10 protein-coding genes are annotated in these 23,922 nt (G+C 60.2%); 8 read left to right on the top strand and 2 right to left on the bottom strand.

Annotation, left to right across the window (positions count from 1 at the left end):
* The first annotated feature begins 156 nt into the window (after window positions 1-156).
* From IF690_RS15785 to IF690_RS15750, 8 genes are all read left to right on the top strand, one after another.
* Complete coding sequence (locus tag IF690_RS15785; RefSeq protein WP_252189485.1) at window positions 157-2,370, top strand: type I secretion system permease/ATPase; 2,214 nt, start codon at window positions 157-159, stop codon at window positions 2,368-2,370.
* Window positions 2,371-2,512: 142 nt separating this feature from the next.
* Window positions 2,513-3,691, top strand: a complete 1,179-nt coding sequence (locus tag IF690_RS15780) for an HlyD family type I secretion periplasmic adaptor subunit (protein WP_252189484.1) — start codon at window positions 2,513-2,515, stop codon at window positions 3,689-3,691.
* On the top strand, window positions 3,669-5,348 hold the full coding sequence (locus IF690_RS15775) for a TolC family protein (RefSeq protein WP_202696389.1): 1,680 nt from the start codon (window positions 3,669-3,671) through the stop codon (window positions 5,346-5,348). The genes IF690_RS15780 and IF690_RS15775 overlap by 23 nt, the downstream gene beginning before the upstream one ends.
* A gap of 153 nt (window positions 5,349-5,501) precedes the next feature.
* Window positions 5,502-6,734 carry an EAL domain-containing response regulator gene (locus tag IF690_RS15770; RefSeq protein ID WP_202696388.1) on the top strand — a complete coding sequence of 411 codons (1,233 nt, stop codon included), beginning with the start codon at window positions 5,502-5,504 and terminating at the stop codon, window positions 6,732-6,734.
* Window positions 6,735-6,850: 116 nt separating this feature from the next.
* On the top strand, window positions 6,851-7,477 hold the full coding sequence (locus IF690_RS15765) for a response regulator transcription factor (RefSeq protein WP_202696387.1): 627 nt from the start codon (window positions 6,851-6,853) through the stop codon (window positions 7,475-7,477).
* Complete coding sequence (locus IF690_RS15760; RefSeq protein WP_202696386.1) at window positions 7,478-11,122, top strand: transporter substrate-binding domain-containing protein; 3,645 nt, start codon at window positions 7,478-7,480, stop codon at window positions 11,120-11,122.
* A gap of 393 nt (window positions 11,123-11,515) precedes the next feature.
* Complete coding sequence (locus tag IF690_RS15755) at window positions 11,516-12,718, top strand: EAL domain-containing response regulator (RefSeq protein WP_202696385.1); 1,203 nt, start codon at window positions 11,516-11,518, stop codon at window positions 12,716-12,718.
* A 32-nt stretch (window positions 12,719-12,750) separates the two neighbouring features.
* Window positions 12,751-13,179, top strand: coding sequence for an ANTAR domain-containing protein (locus IF690_RS15750; RefSeq protein ID WP_202696384.1), 429 nt, complete (start codon window positions 12,751-12,753; stop codon window positions 13,177-13,179).
* Window positions 13,180-13,780: 601 nt separating this feature from the next.
* Here IF690_RS15750 and IF690_RS15745 read toward each other — a convergent pair.
* Both IF690_RS15745 and IF690_RS15740 read right to left on the bottom strand, forming a co-directional pair.
* Complete coding sequence (locus tag IF690_RS15745; RefSeq protein WP_202696383.1) at window positions 13,781-14,656, bottom strand: hypothetical protein; 876 nt, start codon at window positions 14,654-14,656, stop codon at window positions 13,781-13,783.
* A 118-nt stretch (window positions 14,657-14,774) separates the two neighbouring features.
* Window positions 14,775-23,477, bottom strand: coding sequence for a YadA family autotransporter adhesin (locus IF690_RS15740; protein ID WP_252189573.1), 8,703 nt, complete (start codon window positions 23,475-23,477; stop codon window positions 14,775-14,777).
* Between the last annotated feature and the right edge of the window lie 445 nt (window positions 23,478-23,922).

Below are 23,922 nucleotides of genomic sequence, written 5' to 3'. Positions count from 1 at the left end.
GTGTATCCAGCGAGTGCCGAACTGCACTAACCGAGACGGCGGTATGCAAGTCGCAGAGGGAAGGGCAGGTTCGCGATATTCATTTTTTCAGAGTCGGGTACTTGAACCTCGCGGGGTAGTACTTCCAGGTATCAGTCATGCAGGAGTCTTGTCGTTGTGGATAACGAAGCTTTAAAAAACCAGGCCTTGAGTCAGATGGCCGAGCAGATCGAAGAGCAATCGGACTCTTTACTATCGGCCATACGCTCACTGTGTGAGCTCTATAACAAGGAAGTCAGCGAAACAGTGCTGTATGCCGGTTTGCCCCGAGACAAACAACTGTCTCCAGTGTTGGCAATCCGCATGCTCGAGCAGGTCGGGATCAAGGGCGGGTGGGTGCAACGGGCGCTGCCGCAACTGTCCGACTACTTGTTTCCGGCGGTTCAGGTATGTCAGGACGGTAGCTATTGCCTGTTGCTCAAGCGCAATGTGCAACTGGGTAGCGTGACCTACGATGTCATTCTTCCTGAACACCGGGGCCAGGTCACGCTGAGCGAGGCGCAAGTACAAGCGCAGTGCGCAGGCTACTTCCTGTTGACCAGCGTGTTGCCGAAGCTCGATGCCCGCAGTGAAAACGATCTGCTGTTCCAGGATCAGGGTAAGTCGCACTGGTTGTTTGCGGTGCTCTGGCGGTATCGCTTTTATTTCTACAGCGCGGCACTCGCGGCGCTGCTGGCCAATATCCTGACCCTGGCCATCACCTTCTTCACCATGAACGTCTACGACCGCGTGGTGCCGACCCAGGCATATGTCTCGTTATGGTCCATGGCCGTTGGCGTATTGATTGCGGTCAGCCTGGAGTTCGCGTCGCGGCAGATCCGCGCCTACCTGCTGGACGTCGCCGGGAAAAAAGCCGACCTGATCATTGGTGCGCGGCTGTTTCGCCAGGTCATGGCGTTGCGCCTGGAAAGCAAGCCGGGTTCGTCCGGGGCTTTTGCCAACCAGTTTCGCGAATACGAAGCGGTGCGTGACTTTGTCACTTCCGCGACCCTGGCGACTCTGTCGGACCTGCCATTTTGCATACTGTTCCTGGGCATCATTTACCTGATCGGCGGCCCTCTGGTCCTGGTTCCCTTACTGGCGGTGCCCATCATTCTGCTGCTCAGCGTTGCCTGCCAGTGGCCATTGTCGCGCTACATGCAGGAAAACATCCGAGAGATTTCCCTACGCCAGGGGCTGTTGATCGAAACCCTGGAGGGCCTGGAAGCCCTCAAGGCCTCCCGCGGCGAAGGGGTCATGCAAAAACGTTGGGACGACTTCAGTGCTCTGGCCACCGCCTCGGCGATGAAGAGTCGGTTCCTGTCGAGCCTGATCACCAATTTCGTCATGTTCGTGCAGCAGATTTCCACGGTGCTGATCGTGCTCTGGGGGGTGTACCTGATCCATGCCGGCGAGTTGAGCATGGGCGCGATGATCGGGGTGGTGATCCTCTCTGGCCGCTCGTTGCAACCGCTGGGGGCGGTGGTCGGCCTGGCCGTGCGCTTCCAGCAGGCCAAGGCAGGCATGAAGTCGTTGAACAAATTGATGAGCCTGCCCCTGGAGCGAGAACGCAGCGCGGTGTTTCTTTCGGCACCGCGTTTTGACGGCAGCCTCAGCCTGCAGAATGTCAGCTACTCCTATCCAGTACCGGGCGCGCTGGCTGTGCCCAAGGCTCTGGACAGCATCAACCTGACGATCAATGCCGGTGAGCGGTTGGTGATCCTCGGCAACATCGGCAGCGGCAAGTCGACCTTGCTCAAGCTGATGGCCCGCTTGTACCGCCAGAGCGAAGGCCGTCTGGCCATCGACGGCGTGGACGCCTCGCAAGTGGACCCTGCGGACTGGCGGGCGGCTGTTGGTTATGTCGGCCAGGACTGCCAGCTGTTCTATGGTTCCCTGCGTGACAACGTAATGATTGGCAACCCAGGCGCCAGCACCCAGCATTTTTTGCGGATTGCCCGCATGACTGGCCTGGATCGCATCGCCGCGCGCCATCCCCAGGGCTACGAGATGCCGGTGGGGGAGATGGGCCATAACCTGTCCGGCGGCCAGCGCCAGCTGATTGCCCTGGCCCGTTGCCTGATGCTGGAACCGAAGATCCTGTTGCTGGATGAGCCCACCAGTGCGATGGACGGGTTGAGCGAAGCGCAGTTTATTCGCCAGCTCAGTGAGCTGAGCCAGAACCACACCCTGGTCATTGTCACTCATCGCATGTCGATGCTCAGCCTCGTGGAGCGCCTGATTGTGCTGGAGGACGGCCATCTGGTCGCCGACGGGCCGAAAGATCGGGTCATTGCCGCCCTCAATGGCAACAGTCAGGGCGCAACCGCGCCTGTTGGCAGCTTGCAATGATCTCCCAGGCACTTCTTGGCTCTACTTTTTTGCAGGTGACTGGCGCATGTCGTTGAAAAAACTCAAGAGCTTGCTCGGAGCGGATAGACCCGCATTGGCGGTTAAGCAGGCATATGCCGTACGCGCCGAAGACGAGTCGTTCATGCGTGATTTGCAGGGGGCGCTGATCGAGCAGAAAACGCCCGCCAGTGTGCTGGTGCTATGGCTGATGGCGGCCACGGTAGCGGCGGGGCTGGTATGGGCTCACCTGGCCCGGGTGGAGGAGGTGACCCGGGGCGATGGACGGGTGATTCCCGCCAGCCGCGAACAGATTATCCAGAGCCTGGAAGGCGGGATCATGAAGGAGTTGTATGTCCAGGAAGGGCAGGTGGTGGAGCAGGGGCAGGCGCTGCTGAAAATCGACCCTACCCGGGTGGGTGCCAACTACGGCGAATCCTTGTCGCGGGTGCAAGGCCTCAAGGGCGCGATCGCTCGCTTGCGCGCGGAAGCCTATGACACGCCACTGGAGTTCCCGGAGGAGATCCGGCAGAGCGCTTCTATCGTCCGTGACGAGACACAAGCCTATAACGCCCGGCAACGTACCCTCCAGGACAGTGTCAAGGCATTGCGCCGCAGCCTGGAACTGGCCGAAAGCGAGGTCCGGTTGTCGGCGCCCATGGCGCAACAGGGGCTGGTGTCGGAAGTGGAAATCATGCGCCTGCGGCGCCAGGCCAATGAATTCAATCTGCAGATCACCGATCGCCTCAACCGCTTTCGCTCGGAGGCCAACAATGAATTGACACGCCTGGAGAGCGAACTGGCGCAGGCGCTGGAAGTGCTCAAGGGGCGCGAAGACGTGATGAATCGCACCTCGATCACCGCGCCCGTGCGCGGCACGGTCAATAACATTCGCATCACCACCCGCGGAGGGGTGATCCAGCAGGGGGCTGAAATCATGACCCTGATCCCGCTGGAGGACCGTTTGCTGGTGGAAGTCAAGATCCAGCCCGCCGATGTGGCGTTTATCCACCCGGGGCTTGCCGCGACGGTGAAGATTACCGCCTACGACTATTCGATCTACGGCGGGTTGAGCGGCAAGGTCGAACACATCAGCCCGGACACGCTGTTCGACGAAACCAAGGCGCGGGTCGGCCGGGAAAACCCGACCTATTACAAAGTTTATGTACGTACTGACCGCGCCGCGCTGGAAGCGCACGGGCGTTCCTTCCCGATCATCCCCGGGATGGTCGCCAGCGTGGATATCAAAACTGGGGAAAAGACGGTCCTGTCGTATTTGCTCAAACCGGTCATGAAGGCTCGTGAAGCTTTCCGGGAAAGATAATGTGAACATTCCAACACTGAAATTCGCTAGAACCACGCTGTTTTCAACCCTGCTTCTGGGCCTTTATGCCAACGGTACACTGGTGCTCGCGGCCGAGCCGGGCGCACCGGCCAAAGGGCTTAGCCCTGGGCAAATGACCGACTTGGCGTCGAGGTTCTCCCTCCCGAAAAAGAACGCCATGGCGGTACAAGACAAGCCATCCTCCCAACCCGCGGCGGTGGCTGTCGAGAAAAAGGTCGAGCGTGAGCCTGCCCAGTCGGCCAAGGTGCATGTGCCCGAACCGGCGGTCGAGGTGACGCAAGCGCCCAGGGCAGCTCGGGCTGAAAGCGCGCCCGCAAAGGCTGGCGTCGATTCCCCGGTCTCGCTCTCGACGATCACGGTACTGCCTGGCCCCTCCTTGCAGACGATGATTCGCAACGGTCAGCGGCCCGCTGGTAGCGAACTTCGTTCGTTGCTGCGGGACCTGGTTGGCAAAGCATTGCAACACAGCCCGGAAGTGCGCGTGGCCAACGCCAACCAGTCGGCCGCCGGGTACGACATCGATGAGGTCAAGGGACGGCGCTGGCCGCAGGTCCGCCTCGGCATGAACACCGCGCTGACCCGGGATGACAGCCGCTCTGGCCGGAGCGGCTCGGGTGATACCTCTGGCACACTCAGTGTCACCACCAACGTCTGGGACTGGGGGAAAAACGCCAGTGAACTGCGCACCGCCAAGGCTGCGCTGGGCTCGGCGGAGTTGACCGGCCAGGTCGAGCGCGAGCAGGTGGCGTTCGACACAAGTTCAGGGCTGGTCAACCTGATGCGTTACCAGCAGAGCATGGCGGTGGCCGAAGACTATGTGCAGCAGATGAGCAGTCGGGTCGACATGCTGTCCAAGATTACGCAAAGCGACAAGGGCCGGGCCAGCGAGTTGGTGCAGGCTCGCGCCAAGCTGCTGTCGGCATTGGCCAGCCGCACTCAGATCGAAAACCAGCGCGAGCTGACCCGGATCAAGTTGCAGCGTCTGCTTGGAGAAGAAGCACCGGTCATGCCTGAGGGGCTGGAATTGGAAGACAGCCTGGTGGTCGACCCAACCACGGCCCTGGCGGCACTGGACAAGCATCCGTTGTTGCTGCGTCTCAAGGCCCAGGCCGAGATGGAAGACGGCCGCGCCGCGGCACTTAAGGCCGACGGCTTGCCAGGGTTGAACCTCGTGGCCCGCAAGGAAGAGAACGGCCTGTCCGGTGGTAATGACGACCTGGACCGTGACAACGGTTGGTATGTCGGTTTCGACGTACAGTGGCAAGCGTTCAGCGGAGGCTCCAACAAAGCGGCCCAGGCGGCGGCCGGGGCCCGCAAGAGCGCGGCGCTCGAGCAGTATGAAAAGGCTAGCGAAGACCTGCGCCAGGAAATAAACCGCCTGGCCCAGAGCCGGATCACTACCGCGCAACTGGCGCAGGAGTACCAACGGTTGTCGACGGAAACCGATCGGGTGCGCAAGATGTTTTACGAGCAGTGGTACAACCTCGGCAAGCGCACGCTGCTCGATGTATTGGTGGCTGAAAACGATCACTTCAACAGCCAGTTGCAGGCCATTAACAACCGTTGGGACAGCGTGATTGCCGACTTGAGTATCTTGTCGAGTTCGGCCCTGCTGCTGGGGTATCTGTCGCTGTAGGAAAATGCTCTGAAAGGGAGATATTCTGCTGATTTCGCTTGAGTTTTTGTGATCGGCCATGGTTTCTATCTGGTCTGGGAATTTTCCTACATTTGCGTGGGAAATTTCCTGAGGTGACGGGCGTCACTAGCCCTCAATATCTCGTATTGAGTAATGAATCGGTTGATCCAGATGCGTCCTGATTGTGTTCTCGTAGTAGAGCGTCACCCGTTTCAACGTGGTGTGCTGGCCAAGGCCCTGACGAACCTGCAGGTCGGTTCCGTCCTGTCGGTCGACAGTGTCGCGCAGGCAGTGGCGCACCTGCATCGTCACGAAGTTATCGACATCATTTTTTTTGATGTGAGTGACAGTTCGATCGACAATCACGAATTCTTGCGGGTTGCCTGTGAGCTGGGCAACGTGCGGGCCTTGGTGATGTACAGTGAATTGCACGCCGAGCTGTATCGCAGCGTGGCGCAGTTGAAGAGCTTTTTCGGGATCAGGTTGCTGGGGGTTCTCGACAAACCCTTGCAACTGCAGAGCCTGCAAAAAATGCTGGCCGATTTCATTCAACTGCAACATTACCTGCCAGAGCGGCCAACGCCTGAGAACGAACTGATACCACAGGAACAGGTACGCCATGGGCTGGCCACCGGAGCCTTTCAGGCCTGGTATCAGCCGAAGTTCAATCTGCGCGATGGCCTGATGTTCGGGGCGGAGGTCCTGGTGCGTTGGCATCACCCGAACCGAGGGCTGTTACTGCCCAGGGACCTGCTTGCGGCGGTGCTGGCCTATGACCTGATCGACGAGATGTTCAAGCAGCTTCTGGACCAGGGCCTGTCGCTACTCGCCCGGTTACATAAGCAAGGAATCGAGCTTGGGCTGGCATTCAACCTCACCGCCTCCCAACTGGTACACAACGAACTGGTGGACCATATTGTCCAGCGCTTGCGCGAGCATGGCTTGTCAGGCTCCAGCCTGATGTTCGAAGTGTCTGAAAACAGCTTGCTCGACCTGCCGGATTCGGCTCGGAAAAACCTTGAGCGTTTGCACCAGAGTGGCTGCGGTTTGTCTATCGATGATTTCGGCGTGGGCTTCTCCTCATTGCAACTGCTAACCCATCTGCCATTCGATCAACTCAAGCTCGACAGTATGTTCGTGCAGAACCTGCATGAGCCTGACAACCGCGCGATCGTTGCCGGCAGCCTGGCGCTGGCCCGCACGCTGAGAATGGACCTGGTCATCGAAGGGATCGCTAATCAAGAAATTCTCGACACCCTGACCAGTCTGGGCTGCACTTTCGGCCAGGGCTTTCACCTGGCGCTTCCCATGGCCGGCTCCGACTTTGTGTTGTGGCTTGAGCAGTACGTGCTCAAGCAACATCCTCCGAATGCCTGCAAGATTTAAAAAAAATTGACGCCATCATTTTGTCATGCGCAATTTGAGCTACTTTTATGGGGCTTGAATTTCATGGTTGCGTATCGCTGATAGAGTGCTGTCCGTCTTTTCAAAAAGAGAACCTTATGCTCAAAGCGTTAGTAGTCGATGACCATCCGTTTATCCGTGCTTCTGTGAAAATGCTGCTCAAGACCGAACAGATCGAAGTGGTGGCGGAAGCCAGTAACGGTGTAGAGGCTTTGCACCTGGCGCGCGAACATGTGCCGGATCTGATCCTGTTGGATATTTCCATGCCTCTGCTCGACGGCCTGGACGTCATTGGCCGCATTGCTGCCCTGAGTCTGCCAAGCAAGATTCTGGTGCTGACCTCCCTTGAGGCCTCTTTTTATGCGCAGCGCTGCATGATCCTCGGGGCGGTCGGCTATGTGTCCAAGACCGGTGACCTGGAGGAGCTGAGCCGGGCTGTCAAGCTGGTCATGAGTGGTTACAGCTATTTCCCGGTAGCGACCAACAGCTCGGTGCGTCGTGCCGATATCCAGGCCTCCGAACAGGACCTGATCCAGCAGTTGTCCAATCGTGAGCTGGCGATCCTGCAGCAACTCGCGCGGGGTTTCAGCAACAAGGAAATCGGTGATGCCATGTTGCTCAGCAACAAGACGGTCAGTACCTATAAAAGCCGCCTGATCGAAAAGCTCAATGTGAAGTCGGTGGTATACCTGGCCGACTTCGCCAAACGTAACAACCTGATTTAAATGAACCGCCTGTTCCGTGGTTTGGCTCTACTGCTCATGTTGAGCCCTTTCGCTGCTGCCCACGATATGACGTTCGATATCGAGCCGTTGACGCTGTTCGGGCGTTCCCATGGAACCTCCCTGGCATTGAAGCTCGATGAGGCCGACTGGCGTTGGTTACGCGACAAGCGTGTGTTACGACTGGGGACGGCCGCCACCGATTCGGCCCCTTTGGATCTGACTGCCAACCCACAGGATTATGAAGGGCTGACGGCAGACTATGCGGAGCTGTTGGCGGACATGCTGCGCATCGAGATCCAGGTGCTGCGTTTTCCGGACCGGGCGCAAGCGATTGCGGCACTCAAGCATGGAGAGCTGGATCTGCTGGGTTCGGCCAGCGGTTTCGAGGCGGCGGATCCCGAGTTGGCGATTTCTCGTGCTTATACCGATGACCAGCCTGTGCTGGTCACCCGGAGCGACCGGACCACGGCCCTGCCGAAGGATCTCGAGGGGCAGAGGTTGTCCATGTCCGAGTACTACCTGAGTAGCGGGGAAGTCCGGGCTTTCTACCCTAAGGCCGACTTGCAGGTGTACCCCACGGACCTCGATGCCATCAGCGCGGTGGTGTTCGGTCAGGCCGACGTGCATGTCGGGGGGGCCCTGACGTCCAGGTACCTGATCAACAGGAATTTTCTGAGTGAAGTGCAGCTGACCGAGTTTGCTGGCCTGGAAGTCACCAATATCGGTTTTGCCTTGCGTGCCGGGGACGAGTCTTTACTACGTATCATCAATCATGCATTGGCGGTTGTTCCCACATCGGAAAGCACAGCCATCATGCGGCGTTGGGGAGGCAATGCCATCACCGTGCACGACCATGGGAGGCTCGATATCAGCCCCAACGAGCGGCGCTGGTTGACCGCGCATCCACGGTTGCGGGTGGCGGTCATCGAGGACAGCCCGCCTGTGTCTTTTTTTGACCAGCAGAGCCAACTGCGTGGCATCAGCTCAGACGTGCTGAATAAAATCAGTAGCCGTACCGGCTTGAAGTTCGAGGTGGTACGCGGCCGTACGTTTAGCGAGCTTGGTGAGCTTATACGCACTGGCAAGGCCGATCTGATCGCCTCGATCAACCATAATTTCGAAACTGAAGGCGAATTGCGCTTCACTCGGCCCTACCTGACATCTCCCTATGTGCTGGTCAGTCGCAATGCCGCGGGACAACCCGATCGCCTGGATCAAATGGCGGGCAAACGTTTGGTGCTCAGTAGGAGAAGCACGCTGCGCAGCTATATTCAGCAGAATTTTCCGGACATTATTCTGCTGGAGTCCCAGGGGACGGCCGACTCGATGGCGATGATTGCGGAGGGGCGGGCGGATGCATCGATCAGCACCCTGGTGGTGGCTCGCTACCTTATTTCCAATCAATATCAGGATCGCTTGCGGATCAGCGGTGCCGCCGGGTTGCGCCCGGCCCTGGTGGGGTTGGCCACCAGTCGTGGCTCACTGGAGCTGTATTCCATTCTGGACAAGGTGCTGATGAGCATCTCACCAGAAGAAATGAACGAACTGACTGGGCGCTGGAACAGTGAAGTCATGGTTGACACCAGCCAGACACGAGCCAGCCGGATGGCCAGCCTGCGCGGTTTTGCCCTCACCGCGGTGCTGTTATCGCTGGCGCTTGGCTGGATCCTTTATCTGCGGGGCCTGATCCGCAAGCGGGAAGCCGCCGAACGGGCACTGAGCGAACAGATGTCCTTCATGCGGGTACTGATCGACGGTTTGCCGCACCCGATCTACGTGCGTGATCGCGAGACGCGCATGTTGCTCTGCAACAGCCGCTATCTGGAGATCAGCGGCCGCCGTCATGAAGAAATCATCGGCACCCGGCCAAGCGAAGGGCTGGGTATCGAAGAGCAATACAGCCTCGCGTTCGAGCAGCAGTACCAAGAGGTCATGGCGGCGGGCAAGGAATTGCTCAGAGACTGTCAACTGATGCTGCCGGACGGCCGGACGATTACGGCCTATCACTGGATTCTGCCGTTTCGCGACAATGCTGGCGAGGTCAAGGGCATCATTGCCGGCTGGATCGATATCAGTGAGCGCGAACAGTTGCTCGGAGAGCTTAAGGAGGCCAAGCGCGAGGCGGAGAACGCCAACCGGGCCAAGACCACCTTCCTGGCGACCATGAGTCATGAAATACGTACACCCATGAACGCGGTGGTCGGAATGCTTGAGCTGGCGATGAAAAGAGCCGATCATGGCATTCTCGATCGCTTTGCCATTGAAGTCGCGTCCGGCGCCGCGCGAGGCATGCTCGACCTGATTGGCGACATTCTCGATGTGGTACGGATCGAGTCCGGGCGGTTGACGTTGAACCCGCAAAGGACTGCATTCAAGGATCTGGTCGAATCGGTGGTACGGGTATTCGACGGGTTGGCGCGGCAAAAACAGCTGGCGTTGGTACTGGAGTTCGATGAGCAAGCCGACCGGGAAGTGTTGATCGACCCACTGCGCCTCAAGCAGGTACTGTCCAACCTGCTGAGCAATGCCATCAAGTTCACCAGCGTCGGGCAGGTGCTGGTCAGTGTGGAAGCGAGGCTTGACGAGGCGGGCGAAAGCCTGGGAATCCGCTTGCTGGTGCGCGATACCGGGATTGGTATTTCTGCCGAGGACCAGCTGAAGCTGTTTGCTCCGTTCAGTCAGGCCGGCGCCGACAGCCAGTCCACTTCAGGGGGCTCGGGGCTGGGGTTGATGATCAGCCGTACCCTGTGTTCGATGATGCAGGGCCAGTTGAACCTGACCAGCGTGCCAGGCCTGGGCACGCAAACCGAGGTACTGCTGGACCTGCCGATACTGCCTGCGTTGCCCACCGACAAACCGGCACCGGCGGAGGTACAGCCGGGCAAGGTATTGAGTGTACTGGTGGTCGACGATTACCCGGCCAACCGCATGTTGCTGTCGCAGCAGTTGAATTATCTCGGGCACAACGTGCAGGACGAACAGGACGGTGCCCACGGTTTGCGTAGCTGGCGCAACCACCATTTCGACGTGGTGATCACCGACTGCAATATGCCGGTGATGAACGGTTACGACCTGGCTAAGGCGATCCGTGCCGAAGAGGAACTCTCGAATGCCACGCCTTGCCTGATTCTCGGCTTTACCGCCAATGCCCAGCCGGAAGAGATCGACCGCTGCCTGGCGGCCGGTATGGACGATTGCCTGTTCAAACCGATCGGCATGAAGGACCTGATGGCGCGCCTGTCCAAGGTAGAGTCTGCGTTCGAGCAGGCGCCCGAGGCCGATGACCTCACACCCTCCGACGACGACATCGACCTGGGCAGCCTTGAGCAACTGACCTGTGGCGATCGAGCCTCGATCAACAGCCTGCTGCAGGACCTGGCCAGTAGTAACGAGGAGGACTTGCTGCGACTGCTCAAACTCTTCAGTCAGAACGATCTGGTTGGCCTGGGAGATCTGGCCCATCGGGTCAAGGGTGGTGCTCGGATCATCAAGGCAAAGCGGCTGATTCAGTGTTGCGAGCAGTTGCAGAACGATTGCAACGGACTGGATGGGGTGCGCCTGACTCAGTCGGTGGATGCCTTGCACGAGGCAATGGAAGCGCTGGCTCGGGTTCTTGAGAAATACATCGGGCTGCCGGTCGACTGACTTCATAGATGCGAGCAGATCCAGGTGCCGGCCCGAGTTAAATCCCAGGAAATTTCCTACATGGTGGCGGGAAACTTCCTCGTCCGGTTTCATTGCGAAAAAGACAGGATAGCGCTCACACACCAGATCGGGCGGTGAGCTAATCCCTGGCTACCAACAGCCGCGTGAACTTTCCCCCCTTTACGAAAAAATTTCTGTGTTTGACCTATGCCCGGTCGGGATGAGCAGTAGCTTTCTCTCGAGGCAGAGGACATGGCGGGAATGCTTGCCGTTCGGTTGAGGTACCAGGCATCGAAACACGCTGGATCCGGTGCAAGGATGAGCCTTAACAGGCTCCGATAAACAAGGGAGTCTCAAGAACTCATGCTGCAACCGTACCGCGGAGAATAATTCATGCAAGCGTTGCCCCTACGTGTCCTGGTGCTGGAAGACCATCTCTTCCAGCAGACGGTCGCCGCCAGCCAGCTCAAACAGCTGGGCTGCCAGGACGTGTTCAGTGCCTCAAATGGCGCACAGGCCCTGGAGATCCTGCAACGGGTCGGACCTGTGGATATTGCTTTGTGCGATCTGCACATGGAGGGCATGGATGGTCTGGAATTCCTGCATCGCGTGGCTCGCGCGGGGCTGGTGGGGGCGGTGATTCTCAGCAGCTCACTCAGTGAGGATGTGCGACGGGCCGCGCGGCAACTGGTGCCATTACTCGGGCTTGAGTTGTTGGGCGACGTTGGCAAGCCCTTGCGGATCGATACCTTGGAGGCACTTCTGAAAAAGCATTTGTACAAACCGGCGGTTACCTCGGCGACCCTCAAACCCTTCGCCCTGGCAGGAATAGACGAGGTCCGCTCGGCGATGCAGCACCAGCAGATGGAGACGTATTTCCAACCCAAGATCAATCTGCTGATGGGGGATGTGGTGGGGGTGGAGGCGTTGACGCGCTGGAATCATCCTTCTGGCGAGATGGTCCCGCCCGCGGTATTCATGCCCGCCATTGAAAGCAGCGACTTGCTCAATGACCTGTTCTTTACCCAGCTCAACCATGGCCTGGAGTTACAACGCCAGGCCTGGAGTCGGGGTCATCTGTTGAACGTCGCATTCAACCTGGAGCCGGTGCAATTGTCCAACCCAGAGCTGGTCTCGACCATCAAGAATGTGCTGTACGGCTACGGGTTGCCAGGTTCGACCCTGACCTTCGAGTTGACCGAAAGCGGATTGCTGGAAGCCTCGGCAACCTGCCTGGAAAGCCTGGTGCGCTTGCGCATGATGGGGTGCCGGCTGTCCATTGATGATTTCGGTGTGGGGTTTTCATCCTTGCAACGCCTGTGCCGGTTGCCGTTCAACGAAATCAAACTCGATGGCCAGTTTGTCCGAGGGTTGGACGAACCTCGGTGCCGTGCGGCCATCAGCAGCACCCTGGCCCTTGGCGCGACTCTGGGCATGTCGGTGGTGGTCGAGGGCATCGAAACGCCGGAGCAGCACCAGCAGCTGCTTGATTTGGGCTGTGCCCAGGGGCAGGGCTTCCTGTTCGCCAAACCCATGACCAAGCAGGACCTGCTGGTCTGGCTGGAGACCCGGGTCATGCCTGACACCATCATCTGATGCCTGATCGGACCGCCCCTGAGGAGATGAGAATGCCGACACCGTCTTTACGCATATTGATTGTCGAAAACGAGCACCTGCAACGACTGAGCATCGAACGCATGCTCAATCAGTACGGCTACCATCGGGTTGCACCCGTTTCCTCCTTCGATGAATTGTTGGCCATGACTGATCATGCCGTCGAGCCCTTCGACCTGCTGGTGATCAACAGTGCGCTGGCAGTGGGAGCCGGCATCAACCTTGAAGACTTTTGCCATCGCTGCCCCTGCATCCGTAATGCCCTGATCTATGAGGGTACCCCGGTGCCGGTCCCTGTGGCCGAGGAGGAGCCCGGCTATCGAGTGGTGAAAAAGCTTTCGGGCGTACCCGATAGCGAGACGATCAAGAGCTTGATGTCCGAGATTGATCCCGGACAGAAAAAAAACATCCGCCGTCGATTGTTTCGCAATATATTGCGCTGAACGCCGGCACGAGCCCTTTCTGGGGCCGTCTACTGCACAGATAGTGCACGGTCTGGTGAATGCGGATGACACCGCCGTGCCGATTGTGCTTGGTCCTTTGCCCGTATCCCACCCATCATTTCCCTGCTGTTTCAACCCCCGTCAATTCATGTCTTGAGTCTGGCCGTGCATGTCTGCGCAGACAGAGCCAACCGCCGCACACCATGGCGGCGACGTTGTGTATCCCGGTTTTCACAATGCAGCCGTTGGCCGATTGCTCCTTGTCGAGGCGGTGCTTGCTTGCAAGGTGTGGAGTGTCTGGCGGTCTTGTATCAGCCCGTGTTTCGTTCTTGTCGGAGATGGTATGCGAGAAGACGGGCAACCCGGAGCGGGCAAGGGAGCAGGCCTTCCTTCCAGAGAGCGCTTGACTGGTTCAAGGTTGGATGGCGCATTTTAGGGGCTTCAAGCTGAAGCGATGATGAGAGTGCTACTGGAGCGTGCTAACGCCCCAGAACGTCGTCGGGGCATTAACGGGTACGGTCGAGTGGGGCGCCGAGAACCATGTCGTATCGACATATGCCGGACTGTGCCGAGGGCGCCCTTGAACCGGGAGCTGTCGAGGCTAGAGCTGCATGCCCGCCAGTTGCCTGGCATTTTCCGGCAAGTAGGCGACTTTCAGAAAATAGTCCTTGCCCAGGAGCTTGCCTTCACCAAACCAGGTGATGCCATTGTGCAGCAGCTTCAAACCTGAGAAATCGTAGGCAAACGACGTTCGGGTGCTACTGATGAAGATGAATTGATCGGCATCCAGCTTCAGCACTTTGTACTGGGTGCCGGGCGGCGGTAGCTGCGCTTTTACCCGCTGCAAATAAGCCGGTGCCAGGTTCGCGAACATTTCAATGGACAGTTGTCGATACTGCTCCAGCGTCAGCCCAGGGCGGCTCTGCAGCTCGGCGGCGATCAGCGCGAAGACATCGGCATTGGTTTGCGCGATCGCCAGCTTATGGGGCAGGGCCGCCAGCAGTTTCGCCTGGTCGATCTGTGGTGTGGTTTTTTCTACTTGGCCGTTCTTGTTCTCGGTGGCTGGGGGCGGCGCCTCGATCATGAGTCCGCTCAGGCTCAGTGGCGATAACACCGTGCTCGCCAGGTATGCCGCGCAGGTGCTGGCCTGGGTCTGTCGGTCACCATTGACCAGCAGCGATAACGGATGGCCCTGCGCCGGGATATCCCCGGCGTTGCCACCTTGTTGCTGAATGAAGGCATTGACGTTTTCCTGCTGGATATCGCCTCTGGCCAAGGCGCACAGCTGCTCCATGATCAAGGGTTGTTTATGCGGCGCCAGTGTGTCGGCGAGGCTGAGTACGGCGTTTTGCAGGATGGGCAGGGCGGGCAGATCGAGCCATTGGGAGCGAACCTCAACGGCATTCTTTGTCTCTCCGCAGCCGGACAGCCCCAGTGCGAATACCAGGCCAAGGCCGGGAAGCAGCTTGAATTTCATCAAAATGATCCTGTAGTGAAATATCCGGGAATGATTGCCCCTGGTGCGGGAGGGGCGGCCCGGAAGAGCAAGGCCCGGTTCGGGCCGGGCCTTGCTTCTTACTTGTCAAGCTTGCGGCTTACCACTGATAGCCAACACCCACGGCCACACCGGTATCGTTTTGGCTGTTGGTGGTGCCCATCAGGTTGGTGGACCAGCGACCGTTTTCCGAGACATGCGAGACACCCACCGCCAGTGCCGACTGGCCGCGGTAGTTGCCCATCGCCACCGAGGTCATGCTGCCCCCTTCCGTCGACGAGCGTGGCAGGCTGGCCATTGCCATGGCTCCGGCGATACCGGCGCTAAGAGTGCTGTCTTGTTGCTGGAGGTCGTGGCGGATGTCGGCGAAACGCCGGTCGGTGTAGGCATTGGCTTCACTGGTGACACTGGCCACGCTGCGGCTCAGTTGCTCGACATTGACCGCGTCGGTCATCCGGCTACCGGCGGCGACGTTGGTGATTTGCCGTTCACTCCCTGCATGCCCCACCGAGACGCTGTTTTCCCGGTCGGCGACCGAGTTGGCTCCGAGCGCGACGCTATTGTTTGCGGTGGCCTGGGCATCGTTACCGGTGGCGGTGGCATTTTTCGCGGTGGCCTGGGCATTGCTGCCGATCGCCACGCTGTTATCGCCCGAGGCCCGCGAGCCCATGCCCCCGGCCACGGCATTGGCACCGCTTGCCTTGGGCTGTTGCGCGTTGCGGCTGTTGTTGACCTGGAACGCACCACTGGTGCCTTTCTGCACACTGCTGATGTCGGCCTCGACCTTGGCCACACTGTTGTTGAGGTTGGTCGCCACGGCATCCATGTTTTTGATCGAACTCTGGACCTGCTTGATGCTGGTGTCTGTGTAGGTCTTGGACTCGGCGACCGCGCCGTCAAGTTGACGCAGGTTGACGGCGTCGGTGGCCTTGCTGCCATCGGCAACGTTGCTCAGGACGCGGGTTTGGCCAGTGGCGGCGTTACCGACCGAGACAACGCCGGCCGTGCTGTTGTTCACCCCCGAGTACTTGCCGGTATAGCTTTGCGTGCCGCGTTGATCGTCGCTGGCGCCCTTGCCCAGGGCGACGCTGCCAGCAGCCGAGGCTGTGGCGCCGTCACCGATGGCCACCGCGCTGGCAGCTGTCGCGCTGGCGTCGTTACCCAGGGCGATGGCGGCCGTGGCGCTGGCCTGGGCATTGGGGCCCACTGCGACCGAGTCCGCGCCGCTGGCGAGCGAGTCGGTCTTGGCGGATAGGGTGTGGAAGTACTTAATGCCGGCCCCATTGTTGACGATGTTGTCGATCCGAGTGTTGGTGGTAAACAACTGGCTACCATTGACGGCCTCGGTGCTGGTGGCCGTCAGCTCGCCCGCTTTGACATTGGCCAGAGTGGTGGCGGTGCCACCCGGGTTGAAGGTCACCTTGGTCTTGCTGTCCACGTCGTCGTACTTGACACCCACGGCGGCAGTGTTGGCCAGGCTGTTGCTGAGGCTGGTCAGGGCGTCACCAACGTTGTTGCTGGTGGCCGGCGTGGCGCTGGCCTTGCCGGCGGCATCGATGCTGGTGGTGCTGAAGCTCGGTGCCGTCCAGGCGCCAGTGATGGCGTTCACCTGGGCGCCGCCGCCCAGGGCATTGGCGATGTTCTGGTTCTGCGTGCCGGCGCTGGCCGCCAGGTTGCCGAGTTGAGTTCCCAGCCCCGTGACTTGATTGCCCAAACCGCTGACCGCTTGATTGGTCTCGAACAACTGGCTGCCGTTGACCGCATCGCTGCTGGTCGCGCTCAAAGTGCCGGCGGCGACATTGCTCAGGGTGGTGGCGGTGCCACCGGGGTTGAAGGTCACCTTGCTCTTGCTGTCCACGTCGTCGTACTTGACGCCCACGGCGGCGGTGTTGGCCAGGCTGTTGTTGAGGCTGGACAGGGCATCACCGACATTGCTGCTGATGGCCGGCGTGACGCTGGCCTTGCCGGCGGCATCGATGCTGGTGGTGCTGAAACTTGGGGCGGTCACCGCGCCAGTGGCCGGGTCTACTTGAGCGCCGCCACCCAGGGCATTGGCGATGCCTTCGCCAAGTTGACCGAGCTGTTTGCCGGAACTGGTGGCCAGGTTACCCAGTTGGGTATTGATGTTGGTAATGCTCTCACCGAGGCTGCTGCCCAGGTTGGTGACCGAGGTGTTGGTCTCGAACAGCTGGCTGCCATTGACCGCATCGCTGCTGGTCGCGCTCAGGGTGCCGGCGGCGACATTGGTCAGGGTGGTAGCAGTACCCGCTGGGTTGAAGGTCACCTTGGTCTTGCTGTTCACGTCGTCGTACTTGACGCCCACGGCAGCGGTGTTGACCAGGCTGTTGTTGAGGCTGGACAGGGCATCGCCGACGTTGCTGCTGATGGTCGGTGTGGCGCTGGCCTTGCCAGCGGCATCGATGCTGGTGGTGCTGAAGCTTGGGGCGGTCACCGCGCCAGTGGCCGGGTCTACTTGAGCGCCGCCGCCCAGGGCGTTGGCGATGCCTTCGCCAAGTTGACTGACCTGGTTACCGGAGCTATTGGCCAGGTTGCCAAGCTGTGTATTGAACTCGGTACTCAGATTGGTAATGGATTGGTTGAGGCTGCTGCCCAGGTTGGTGACCGAGGTGTTGGTCTCGAACAACTGGCTGCCATTGACCGCATCGCTGCTGGTCGCGCTCAGGGTGCCGGCGGCGACATTGGTCAGGGTGGTAGCAGTACCCGCTGGGTTGAAGGTCACCTTGGTCTTGCTGTTCACGTCGTCGTACTTGACGCCCACGGCGGCGGTGTTGGCCAGGCTGTTGTTGAGGCTGGACAGGGCATCACCGACATTGCTGCTGATGGCCGGCGTGACGCTGGCCTTGCCGGCGGCATCGATGCTGGTGGTGCTGAAACTTGGGGCGGTCACCGCGCCAGTGGCCGGGTCTACTTGAGCGCCGCCGCCCAGGGCGTTGGCGATGCCTTCGCCAAGTTGACTGACCTGGTTACCGGAGCTATTGGCCAGGTTGCCAAGCTGTGTATTGAACTCGGTACTCAGATTGGTAATGGATTGGTTGAGGCTGCTGCCCAGGTTGGTGACCGAGGTGTTGGTCTCGAACAGCTGGCTGCCATTGACCGCATCGCTGCTGGTCGCGCTCAAAGTGCCGGCGGCGACATTGGTCAAGGTGGTGGCGGTGCCACCGGGGTTGAAGGTCACCTTGCTCTTGCTGTTCACGTCGTCGTACTTGACGCCCACGGCGGCGGTGTTGACCAGGCTGTTGTTGAGGCTGGACAGGGCATCACCGACATTGCTGCTGATGGCCGGCGTGGCGCTGGCCTTGCCGGCGGCATCGATGCTGGTGGTGCTGAAACTTGGGGCGGTCACCGCGCCAGTGGCCGGGTCTACTTGAGCGCCGCCGCCCAGGGCGTTGGCGATGCCTTCGCCAAGCTGACTGAGCTGGTTACCGGAGCTATTGGCCAGGTTACCCAGTTGGGTATTGAACTCGGTACTCAGATTGGTAATGGATTGGTTGAGGCTGCTGCCCAGGTTGGTGACCGAGGTGTTGGTCTCGAACAGCTGGCTGCCATTGACCGCATCGCTGCTGGTCGCGCTCAAAGTGCCGGCGGCGACATTGGTCAAGGTGGTGGCGGTGCCACCGGGGTTGAAGGTCACCTTGCTCTTGCTGTTCACGTCGTCGTACTTGACGCCCACGGCGGCGGTGTTGACCAGGCTGTTGTTGAGGCTGGACAGGGCATCGCCGACGTTGCTGCTGATGGTCGGTGTGGCGCTGGCCTTGCCAGCGGCATCGATGCTGGTGGTGCTGAAGCTTGGGGCGGTTACCGCGCCAGTGGCCGGGTCTACTTGAGCGCCGCCGCCCAGGGCGTTGGCGATGCCTTCGCCAAGCTGACCGAGCTGGTTACCGGAGCTATTGGCCAGGTTACCCAGTTGGGTATTGAACTCGGTACTCAGATTGGTAATGGATTGGTTGAGGCTGCTGCCCAGGTTGGTGACCGAGGTGTTGGTCTCGAACAACTGGCTGCCATTGACCGCATCGCTGCTGGTCGCGCTCAGGGTGCCGGCGGCGACATTGGTCAGGGTGGTAGCAGTACCCGCTGGGTTGAAGGTCACCTTGGTCTTGCTGTTCACGTCGTCGTACTTGACGCCCACGGCGGCGGTGTTGGCCAGGCTGTTGTTGAGGCTGGACAGGGCATCACCGACATTGCTGCTGATGGCCGGCGTGACGCTGGCCTTGCCGGCGGCATCGATGCTGGTGGTGCTGAAACTTGGGGCGGTCACCGCGCCAGTGGCCGGGTCTACTTGAGCGCCGCCGCCCAGGGCGTTGGCGATGCCTTCGCCAAGCTGACTGAGCTGGTTACCGGAGCTATTGGCCAGGTTACCCAGTTGGGTATTGAACTCGGTACTCAGATTGGTAATGGATTGGTTGAGGCTGCTGCCCAGGTTGGTGACCGAGGTGTTGGTCTCGAACAGCTGGCTGCCATTGACCGCATCGCTGCTGGTCGCGCTCAAAGTGCCGGCGGCGACATTGGTCAAGGTGGTGGCGGTGCCACCGGGGTTGAAGGTCACCTTGCTCTTGCTGTTCACGTCGTCGTACTTGACGCCCACGGCGGCGGTGTTGACCAGGCTGTTGTTGAGGCTGGACAGGGCATCGCCGACGTTGCTGCTGATGGTCGGTGTGGCGCTGGCCTTGCCAGCGGCATCGATGCTGGTGGTGCTGAAGCTTGGGGCGGTTACCGCGCCAGTGGCCGGGTCTACTTGAGCGCCGCCGCCCAGGGCGTTGGCGATGCCTTCGCCAAGCTGACCGAGCTGGTTACCGGAGCTATTGGCCAGGTTACCCAGTTGGGTATTGAACTCGGTACTCAGATTGGTAATGGATTGGTTGAGGCTGCTGCCCAGGTTGGTGACCGAGGTGTTGGTCTCGAACAACTGGCTGCCATTGACCGCATCGCTGCTGGTCGCGCTCAGGGTGCCGGCGGCGACATTGGTCAGGGTGGTAGCAGTACCCGCTGGGTTGAAGGTCACCTTGGTCTTGCTGTTCACGTCGTCGTACTTGACGCCCACGGCGGCGGTGTTGGCCAGGCTGTTGTTGAGGCTGGACAGGGCATCACCGACATTGCTGCTGATGGCCGGCGTGACGCTGGCCTTGCCGGCGGCATCGATGCTGGTGGTGCTGAAACTTGGGGCGGTCACCGCGCCAGTGGCCGGGTCTACTTGAGCGCCGCCGCCCAGGGCGTTGGCGATGCCTTCGCCAAGTTGACTGACCTGGTTACCGGAGCTATTGGCCAGGTTGCCAAGCTGTGTATTGAACTCGGTACTCAGATTGGTAATGGATTGGTTGAGGCTGCTGCCCAGGTTGGTGACCGAGGTGTTGGTCTCGAACAGCTGGCTGCCATTGACCGCATCGCTGCTGGTCGCGCTCAAAGTGCCGGCGGCGACATTGGTCAAGGTGGTGGCGGTGCCACCGGGGTTGAAGGTCACCTTGCTCTTGCTGTTCACGTCGTCGTACTTGACGCCCACGGCGGCGGTGTTGACCAGGCTGTTGTTGAGGCTGGACAGGGCATCGCCGACGTTGCTGCTGATGGTCGGTGTGGCGCTGGCCTTGCCAGCGGCATCGATGCTGGTGGTGCTGAAGCTTGGGGCGGTTACCGCGCCAGTGGCCGGGTCTACTTGAGCGCCGCCGCCCAGGGCGTTGGCGATGCCTTCGCCAAGCTGACCGAGCTGGTTACCGGAGCTATTGGCCAGGTTACCCAGTTGGGTATTGAACTCGGTACTCAGATTGGTAATGGATTGGTTGAGGCTGCTGCCCAGGTTGGTGACCGAGGTGTTGGTCTCGAACAGCTGGCTGCCATTGACCGCATCGCTGCTGGTCGCGCTCAAAGTGCCGGCGGCGACATTGGTCAAGGTGGTGGCGGTGCCACCGGGGTTGAAGGTCACCTTGCTCTTGCTGTTCACGTCGTCGTACTTGACGCCCACGGCGGCGGTGTTGACCAGGCTGTTGTTGAGGCTGGACAGGGCATCGCCGACGTTGCTGCTGGTGGTCGGCGTGGCGCTGGCCTTGCCGGCGGCATCGATGCCGGTAGTGCTGAAGCTCGGGGCGGTCACCGCGCCGGTGGCCGGGTCTACTTGAGCGCCGCCGCCCAGGGCGTTGGCGATGCCTTCGCCAAGCTGACTGAGCTGGTTACCGGAGCTATTGGCCAGGTTACCCAGTTGGGTATTGAACTCGGTACTCAGATTGGTAATGGATTGGTTGAGGCTGCTGCCCAGGTTGGTGACCGAGGTGTTGGTCTCGAACAACTGGCTGCCATTGACCGCATCGCTGCTGGTCGCGCTCAGGGTGCCGGCGGCGACATTGGTCAAGGTGGTGGCGGTGCCACCGGGGTTGAAGGTCACCTTGGTCTTGCTGTCCACGTCGTCGTACTTGACACCCACGGCGGCGGTGTTGGCCAGGCTGTTGTTGAGGCTGGACAGGGCATCACCGACATTGCTGCTGATGGCCGGCGTGGCGCTGGCCTTGCCGGCGGCATCGATGCTGGTGGTGCTGAAACTTGGGGCGGTCACCGCGCCAGTGGCCGGGTCTACTTGAGCGCCGCCACCCAGGGCATTGGCGATGCCTTCGCCAAGTTGACCGAGCTGTTTGCCGGAACTGGTGGCCAGGTTACCCAGTTGGGTATTGATGTTGGTAATGCTCTCACCGAGGCTGCTGCCCAGGTTGGTGACCGAGGTGTTGGTCTCGAACAACTGGCTGCCGTTGACCGCATCGCTGCTGGTCGCGCTCAGGGTGCCGGCGGCGACATTGGTCAAGGTGGTGGCGGTGCCACCGGGGTTGAAGGTCACCTTGGTCTTGCTGTCCACGTCGTCGTACTTGACACCCACGGCGGCGGTGTTGGCCAGGCTGTTGTTGAGGCTGGACAGGGCATCACCGACATTGCTGCTGATGGCCGGCGTGGCGCTGGCCTTGCCGGCGGCATCGATGCTGGTGGTGCTGAAACTTGGGGCGGTCACCGCGCCAGTGGCCGGGTCTACTTGAGCGCCGCCACCCAGGGCATTGGCGATGCCTTCGCCAAGTTGACCGAGCTGTTTGCCGGAACTGGTGGCCAGGTTACCCAGTTGGGTATTGATGTTGGTAATGCTCTCACCGAGGCTGCTGCCCAGGTTGGTGACCGAGGTGTTGGTCTCGAACAGCTGGCTGCCATTGACCGCATCGCTGCTGGTCGCGCTCAGGGTGCCGGCGGCGACATTGGTCAGGGTGGTAGCAGTACCCGCTGGGTTGAAGGTCACCTTGGTCTTGCTGTTCACGTCGTCGTACTTGACGCCCACGGCGGCGGTGTTGGCCAGGCTGTTGTTGAGGCTGGACAGGGCATCACCGACATTGCTGCTGATGGCCGGCGTGACGCTGGCCTTGCCGGCGGCATCGATGCTGGTGGTGCTGAAACTTGGGGCGGTCACCGCGCCAGTGGCCGGGTCTACTTGAGCGCCGCCACCCAGGGCATTGGCGATGCCTTCGCCAAGTTGACCGAGCTGTTTGCCGGAACTGGTGGCCAGGTTACCCAGTTGGGTATTGATGTTGGTAATGCTCTCACCGAGGCTGCTGCCCAGGTTGGTGACCGAGGTGTTGGTCTCGAACAACTGGCTGCCGTTGACCGCATCGCTGCTGGTCGCGCTCAGGGTGCCGGCGGCGACATTGGTCAAGGTGGTGGCGGTGCCACCGGGGTTGAAGGTCACCTTGGTCTTGCTGTCCACGTCGTCGTACTTGACACCCACGGCGGCGGTGTTGGCCAGGCTGTTGTTGAGGCTGGACAGGGCATCACCGACATTGCTGCTGATGGCCGGCGTGGCGCTGGCCTTGCCGGCGGCATCGATGCTGGTGGTGCTGAAACTTGGGGCGGTCACCGCGCCAGTGGCCGGGTCTACTTGAGCACCGCCGCCCAGGGCGTTGGCGATGCCTTCGCCAAGCTGACCGAGCTGGTTACCGGAGCTATTGGCCAGGTTACCCAGTTGGGTATTGAACTCGGTACTCAGATTGGTAATGGATTGGTTGAGGCTGCTGCCCAGGTTGGTGACCGAGGTGTTGGTCTCGAACAGCTGGCTGCCATTGACCGCATCGCTGCTGGTCGCGCTCAGGGTGCCGGCGGCGACATTGGTCAGGGTGGTAGCAGTACCCGCTGGGTTGAAGGTCACCTTGGTCTTGCTGTTCACGTCGTCGTACTTGACACCCACGGCGGCGGTGTTGACCAGGCTGTTGTTGAGGCTGGACAGGGCATCGCCGACGTTGTTGGTGGTGGTCGCGGTGGTGGCGTTACCAGCGGTGCTGATTGGCGTGGTGCTGAAGGTGGGAGCTGTCCAGGTCCCGGTAGTGGTGTTCGATGTAGCACCGCCACCCAGCGCGTTGGCGATGTTCTGGTCCTGGTTACTGCTGTTGTTGCTCAGGGAAACGATGCTGTTATTGGTGCTGTTCAACTGGCTGCCATTGACAGCTTCAGTGCTGGTGGGGCTCAGGGTACCGGCGGCAACGTTGGCGAGGGTGGTAGGGGTACCAGCAGGATTGAAGGTGACCTTGGCCTTGGTGGCGGCGCTGTCATATTTGACGGCCACGGCGGCGGTATTGACCAGGCTGCCATTGAGACTGGTCAGGGCTGCGCCGACATTGTTGCTGATGGTCGCGGTGGTGGCGGTGCCTGCGGCATTGATCGGGGTGGTGCTATAGCTCGGCACAGAAATCAAACCAGCTACACCGCTGAGCGCAGCACCGCCGCCGAGGGCGGCGGCAGCCGAGGAGGCCGTGTTGAACAGTTCGGAGCCGTTCACCGCTTCCAATGAACCGGTCGATACTGTCCCGTTCCCGAGTTGCAGTATTTTGGTGCCACGCATATCGAGTGTGTTGATATGGGCAGCCGCAGTTGTAGGCGTCATTAATCCTGCGGTGGAGCCGCCATTAACAAAAAGCTCATTGCCGAGGGTCAGAGATGTCGCCCCGTTGTTATTTGCGCCTGTCGTACCATTCGGGTTATAAAATAGCGAGCGATTAGTTTGGGTGGACTTATCTGATGAGTCGCAGCCGTTGTTATCTCGTATTTCTTTATAATTACCGCTATCTCCAGCATGGGAGCAGCCCCTGTCGACTCCATCATTAATATATATACCATCGCCGCCAGCTGAAAAAGCGCTGGACGTCCATCCCAGACTCAAGAGGAATGGAAAAGTGAGGCCGCCCAGCAGCATCCGGTTATTGAAAAAACTCATCCCGGCAAGA

This window comes from Pseudomonas sp. SK3(2021) (assembly GCF_016772375.1).
GTDB lineage: Bacteria > Pseudomonadota > Gammaproteobacteria > Pseudomonadales > Pseudomonadaceae > Aquipseudomonas > Aquipseudomonas chlororaphis_I.
Note: the sequence above shows the minus strand (reverse complement) of the source record. Positions and strands in the feature narration are given on the sequence as shown.

What these genes read in the sequence shown, in the direction of transcription:
- IF690_RS15760 (WP_202696386.1), top strand. Translation starts at nt 7,478, where the DNA reads ATGAACCGCCTGTTCCGTGGTTTGGCTCTACTGCTCATGTTGAGCCCT.
- IF690_RS15755 (WP_202696385.1), top strand. Translation starts at nt 11,516, where the DNA reads ATGCAAGCGTTGCCCCTACGTGTCCTGGTGCTGGAAGACCATCTCTTC.
- IF690_RS15770 (WP_202696388.1), top strand. Translation starts at nt 5,502, where the DNA reads ATGAATCGGTTGATCCAGATGCGTCCTGATTGTGTTCTCGTAGTAGAG.
- IF690_RS15765 (WP_202696387.1), top strand. Translation starts at nt 6,851, where the DNA reads ATGCTCAAAGCGTTAGTAGTCGATGACCATCCGTTTATCCGTGCTTCT.
- IF690_RS15750 (WP_202696384.1), top strand. Translation starts at nt 12,751, where the DNA reads ATGCCGACACCGTCTTTACGCATATTGATTGTCGAAAACGAGCACCTG.
- IF690_RS15745 (WP_202696383.1), bottom strand. Translation starts at nt 14,656, where the DNA reads ATGAAATTCAAGCTGCTTCCCGGCCTTGGCCTGGTATTCGCACTGGGG.
- IF690_RS15780 (WP_252189484.1), top strand. Translation starts at nt 2,513, where the DNA reads ATGCGTGATTTGCAGGGGGCGCTGATCGAGCAGAAAACGCCCGCCAGT.